Annotated in this window: 5 protein-coding genes; all 5 read left to right on the forward strand. The window is 36.8% G+C overall.

What is annotated here, in order from left to right; translation table 11 throughout:
• The coding region (locus GX437_10190) for a polysaccharide biosynthesis tyrosine autokinase (protein ID NLJ08027.1) at nucleotides 1–1987 on the forward strand (1987 nt) is incomplete at its 5' end.
• 26 nt (nucleotides 1988–2013) lie between these two features.
• A complete protein-coding gene (locus GX437_10195; protein ID NLJ08028.1) occupies nucleotides 2014–3138 on the forward strand; it encodes a DegT/DnrJ/EryC1/StrS family aminotransferase in 1125 nt (374 codons plus the stop codon).
• A gap of 314 nt (nucleotides 3139–3452) precedes the next feature.
• The gene (locus GX437_10200) at nucleotides 3453–4028 is read left to right on the forward strand and encodes an N-acetyltransferase (GenBank protein NLJ08029.1); all 576 of its coding nucleotides are present in this window, start codon (nucleotides 3453–3455) and stop codon (nucleotides 4026–4028) included.
• Nucleotides 4029–4094: 66 nt separating this feature from the next.
• Entirely contained in the window at nucleotides 4095–4448 is a 354-nt protein-coding gene (locus GX437_10205) for a four helix bundle protein (protein ID NLJ08030.1), read from the forward strand.
• 75 nt (nucleotides 4449–4523) lie between these two features.
• Nucleotides 4524–5420, forward strand: coding sequence for a Gfo/Idh/MocA family oxidoreductase (locus GX437_10210; protein NLJ08031.1), 897 nt, complete (start codon nucleotides 4524–4526; stop codon nucleotides 5418–5420).
• Nucleotides 5421–5641: the final 221 nt, after the last annotated feature.

Consider the following 5641-nt stretch of genomic DNA (forward strand, 5'->3'; position numbering starts at 1 on the left):
GAAAACAAGGGGTGAAAATCTGGAATTGTTTATTTACAGAACCAAAGAAAAGAAAGGAATGCTCCCCGAATTTGAACTTGAAAAAGAGTTCAAAGTAGGTCAATGGGTAGAATCTCCTTATTTCAGGTTTAAAATTCTTGGAGAAAATGGGCTCTTTGATAACTCTGTTATTGGACAGAATTACTTTTTCATTTTCAATAATGTGGACGAAATGGAGCCACCTGCTATTGAATACGAGCAGGTAATCGAAGGAGCTTCGGTAGTCAAATATTCTACCGAAGGAAACAGCATCAGCAAAATGGTGGCTTATCTCAATGAGGTAGCCAAGGCATATATTAAAAGGGAAATAGAAAATAAAAACAGAACCAGCATCAATACTATTAATTTTATTGATGAACAATTGCGAATTATTTCAGATTCTCTGGCTCAGACGGAGCGTCAATTGTTGGAATTCAGAAGAAACAACAATGTACTCGATCTTGAAATTCAAAGTGAAGACATTCTGAAAGATGTTCTCTCGCTGGATAACCAGAAAACCTTACTGATGGTTAAGCTCAAATATTACAATTACCTGAAAGACTATATTTCGAAAAGCAAGGATTTAAAAGGAGTTGTTGCTCCGGCAACTTTGGGGATAGAAGATCCCCTTCTGTCACAGTTGATTACTCAGCTAATTGCCTTGATTGAAGAGCGGGATGCCCTGATGTTTACAGCCAATGCCAAAAGTCCCCTCATTGATGATCTCAACCGTAAGATTGAAAAACTGAAAAAAACAATTATAGAAAGTATTGATAATGTGGTATATGCAACCAACATTTCTTTACGTGATCTGGAAAGCCGTATCTCAACCAAAAGTACAAAAATTGTGAATCTTCCCCAAACTCAACTTCAATTGCTGAATCTCGAAAGAAAATACAAAATCAATGAAAATATCTACACTTTCTTCCTTGAAAAGCAATCAGAAGCTCAGATAGCCAAAGCTGCTACCGTCAGTGAAAATGAAATAGTGGATCCACCTACCATGGTTGAGCAGAAAAAGCCTAAGAAAAAGCAAAATTTATCCATTGCGCTTCTATTAGGTTTGCTATTCCCTGTTGGTTTTGTGTTTGTCAAAGAAATGCTGAACGACCGTATCATCGACAGGCAGGAAGTTGAGAGGAATACAAACATGCCTATCATTGGTCATATTATTCACAATACCAAGAAATCAAGTATTGTTGTAAAAGACTTTCCTAAATCGGCTATTTCTGAATCATTCCGTGCCATTCGTACCAATCTTCAATATTATTCTGAAGGGAAAGACAAACAAACTATTCTGGTAACTTCTTCAGTGGTAGGTGAAGGTAAAACCTTTGTTTCCATGAATCTGGCTTCCATTTTTGCCTTAAATGGGAAAAAAACCCTTCTAATGGGTTTTGACCTTAGAAAACCGAAAATTTACCAGGACTTTGGCCTGATCAATATCAGCGGGATAAGCACTTATCTGTCAAACAAATGCGATATCAATGAAATAATTCAGCATACCTCACTCGAATATCTTGATTTGGTTTCTGCCGGCCCTGTTCCACCCAATCCTTCTGAATTAATTGCGTCTGAAAGAACTGACTTGCTTTTTGCCAAACTGAGGGAGATGTATGATTACATCATTATCGACTCTCCACCTTTGGGAATTGTTACGGATGCTTATTTGTTGATGAAATATTCTGATGCAAAACTCTTTGTTGTACGTCAGGCTTATACCTTGAAAAAAGTCTTTTCTTCTATTGCAAAAGAAATCGAGCGGAATAAAATAGACCACATCAGTGTGTTGATCAATGATATAAAAGTCGAAGACAGTTATTACGGATATAGTTACGGTTATGGCTATGGTTACGGCTACGGTTATGGCTATGGTTATGGCTACGGTTATGGTTATGGGCATGGTTATTATGACGAAAGTGCCGAAAAGAAGAAAACTTCAGTTTTGAACCGTTTGTTGAAAATTTAATTCTTTTTCCTGTGAAAGAAATTAAAATGGTTGACCTCTATGGCCAATACCTTAATATTAAGGACCAAATAGATAGGGAATTTGCAAAAATCTTTCAGAATACTTCCTTTATTAATGGCTCACAGGTGCATGAATTTTCTTCTGCCCTTGCTGAATATCTGGGTGCAAGGCATGTTATTCCTTGTGCCAACGGAACGGATGCCCTTCAGATTGCCATGATGGCACTGAATTTAAAGCCCGGAGATGAAGTCATCACTTCTCCTTTTACTTTTATTGCTACTGCAGAAGTTATTTCCTTGCTTCATCTTAAGCCTGTCTTCGTGGATGTTGAGGAAAACACATTTAATCTGAATCCTGAATTGCTTGAAAAAGCAATTACACCCAGAACTAAAGCAATTGTACCGGTTCATCTTTTCGGACAATGTGCTGATATGGAGTCCATTATGAAAATTGCTGAACGATACAATCTTTTTGTCATTGAAGATAATGCACAGGCTATCGGAGCTGATTATTTCTATTCAGATGGTTCAATCAAAAAAGCCGGAACCATTGGTCATATTGGATGTACTTCCTTTTTCCCCTCAAAAAATCTGGGTGGATATGGGGATGGAGGCGCTTTGTTTACGGATGATGATGCTCTTGCTGAAAAAATAAGCATGATCGTCAACCATGGGATGAAAGTCCGGTATTATCATGACATGGTAGGTGTTAATTCACGCCTTGATACGCTTCAGGCTGCTATTTTAAAAGTCAAATTGAAGCATTTGGATGAATATATTGCTGCCCGACAGAAGGCTGCAGATTTCTACAATAAGACTTTTGAACATCTTGAATGTATTGTTACCCCATATATTGCCCCTTACACAACCCACGTATTTCATCAATATACGCTTAAGTTGAGAAATTGCGACAGAACAGCATTAATTGACTATTTGAAGATCAATGGGATTCCGGCCATGATTTATTATCCTGTGCCACTCCACCTTCAGCGGGCTTTTTTACCTTATGGATTTAAGGAAGGAGATTTCCCTGTTTCTGAAAAATTATGTAAGGAGGTTATCTCCCTTCCAATGCATACTGAACTGGACGAGGAGCAAATGAATTACATTTGCGAAAAAATAAAACTGTTTATTGATAAAAGCTATTCGTGAAAATGCTTTTGAAAATTGAAAAGATGATATTTTGTTTGAATTTTACGTTTAGAGTGAATGTTATTTTTGATAGTAGTTCATTCATACAAAGCTATTAAATGTCCATTAGTAAAAAGAAGAATATTAGTTCTTATTAAGTTTGTTGGGTTTTTCAAAACTTTAAAGAAAATAGTAAGTTAATGACTGCTATAAGGGGAATCTGAGGGATTGTTGAATGTAAAAAGAGAAAATAGTTAAGCGATTTAAAATGATGAAAAACATTTCATTGCATAAAAAACTTGATTTCTTTCTTTTCTATAGTTAAAATTTAAATTATGTCGAAAAATTATTTTGCCCATGAAACAGCCATCATCGATGAAAATGTTGAGATTGGTCAGGGGACAAAAATCTGGCACTTTTGTCATATTATGAGTGGTTGTAAAATTGGGGAAAACTGCAATATTGGTCAGAACGTGGTGGTTTCGCCCGGTGTGATTCTGGGTAATAATGTGAAAGTGCAAAACAATGTTTCTATTTATACGGGCGTTATTTGCGAAGATGATGTTTTTTTAGGCCCTTCAATGGTTTTTACAAATGTCGTAAATCCAAGATCTGCTGTCAACAGGAGAGGGCAATATGTGACGACCATAGTCAGGCGTGGAGCCTCTATCGGTGCCAATGCGACCATAGTTTGTGGGCACAACATTGGCGAATTTGCCTTCATAGGAGCAGGAGCAGTGGTAACCAAAGAAGTGCCCGCTTATGCACTTGTGGTTGGTAATCCTGCAAAACATGTTGGTTGGATGTCAGAATATGGACATCGACTTCATTTTAATGATCTGGGAATTGCTGTTTGCCCTGAGAGTGGTGAGAAATATTATCTTGAAGGTGAAAAAGTGACAAAGTTGTGATGTGTGATGAGTAATGTGTGATTTGTTAAGTGTTAAAAGTAAAAGGTTGTAATTAACAGATATACAATGAAAACCCACAAAGATCTGGATGCATGGAAAGAATCAATTGATTCGGTCAAATTTGTATATCAGGAAACCGGCTCATTCCCTAAGGAAGATCATTTTTTACTTGTTAACCAAATTAGAAGATCAGCAGTTTCAATAGCATCAAATATTACTGAAGGTGCAGGTCGAAATTCAAAAAAGGAGTTCATTCAATACCTCTATTTTACGTTGAGATCTGTTTCAGAGTTGGAAACTCAGCTAGTTATTTCTGAAAACCTTAACTATATAACGAATAATGAATTATTTATTAAAATTGAAGTTGAAAGAAAATTGATCCTTGGTTTAATAAGATATTTGAAGCAAAAATCTTTGTAAAAACTTAAATAAAATGGTTAGTTTTCACTATTCACTCATTACCCATTACCCATAACTCATAACTGATTAAAAAATATGAACTTTGCTCTGATCGGTGCTGCCGGCTATATTGCCCCACGCCACATGAAGGCCATAAAGGACACAGGGAACTTACTCGTTGCTGCCCTTGACCCCAACGATAGTGTGGGAATCATTGATTCATATTTCCCTGATGCTGACTTTTTCACTGAGCCAGAACGGTTCGATCGTCATCTCGACAAGCTCAGGCGTAGTGGAAATCCTGTCGATTATATTTCCATTTGTTCTCCAAACTATCTCCACGATGCTCATATCCGCATGGCTTTGAGAAATCAGGCTCATGCCATCTGCGAGAAACCTATTGTATTGAATCCATGGAATGTGGATGCTCTTTGCAAGCTGGAAGAAGAAACCGGGAAAAATATTTATACCATATTGCAGCTACGTCTCCATCCTGCTGTCATGGCTTTGAAAGAAAGAGTCCTGAACAACAAAAGCAATAAAAAGTATGAGGTTGACCTGAAATACATTACAAGCCGTGGGAAGTGGTATTTCTTTTCATGGAAAGGGGATATACAAAAATCGGGAGGTGTGGCAACCAATATTGGCGTACATTTTTTCGACATGCTGGCATGGATATTTGGTGATGTTCAGGAGAATAAAGTGTTTCATTCAGCTCACAACAAAGCTTCTGGCTACCTTGAATTTGAAAATGCCCGCGTCAATTGGTTTTTAAGTCTTGATTATCAGGATGTTCCTGAGATAGCCAGACAAAAAGGATTACGAACATTTCGTTCCTTGAAGATTGATGGAGAAGAATTTGAATTTTCTGAAGGATTTACTGATCTGCATACCGTTTCCTATCAGGAAATATTAAATGGCAAAGGATTTCGTCTGATTGAAGCTGCTCCGAGCATTCAGATTGTTCATCAAATCAGGATGCTAAAACCATAACCCTAATTTTTTGGTATCATTAAACTGTGAATATCGTAGGAAAAAAGAAACAGAAAAAGAAAATGAATTTTAAAAAAAATTTTTGGTTAATAAAAAAATGAGTACTTTTGTTACTCGATTTTAATATGCTGGATACGCTGATAACATCGAAAACCAGGGTTAAACTGCTGTTGAAATTCTTTTTGAATTCCAATTCAAGCTCATATTTGAGGGCATTGGAA

Source organism: Sphingobacteriales bacterium, assembly GCA_012517435.1.
Classification (GTDB): domain Bacteria; phylum Bacteroidota; class Bacteroidia; order CAILMK01; family JAAYUY01; genus JAAYUY01.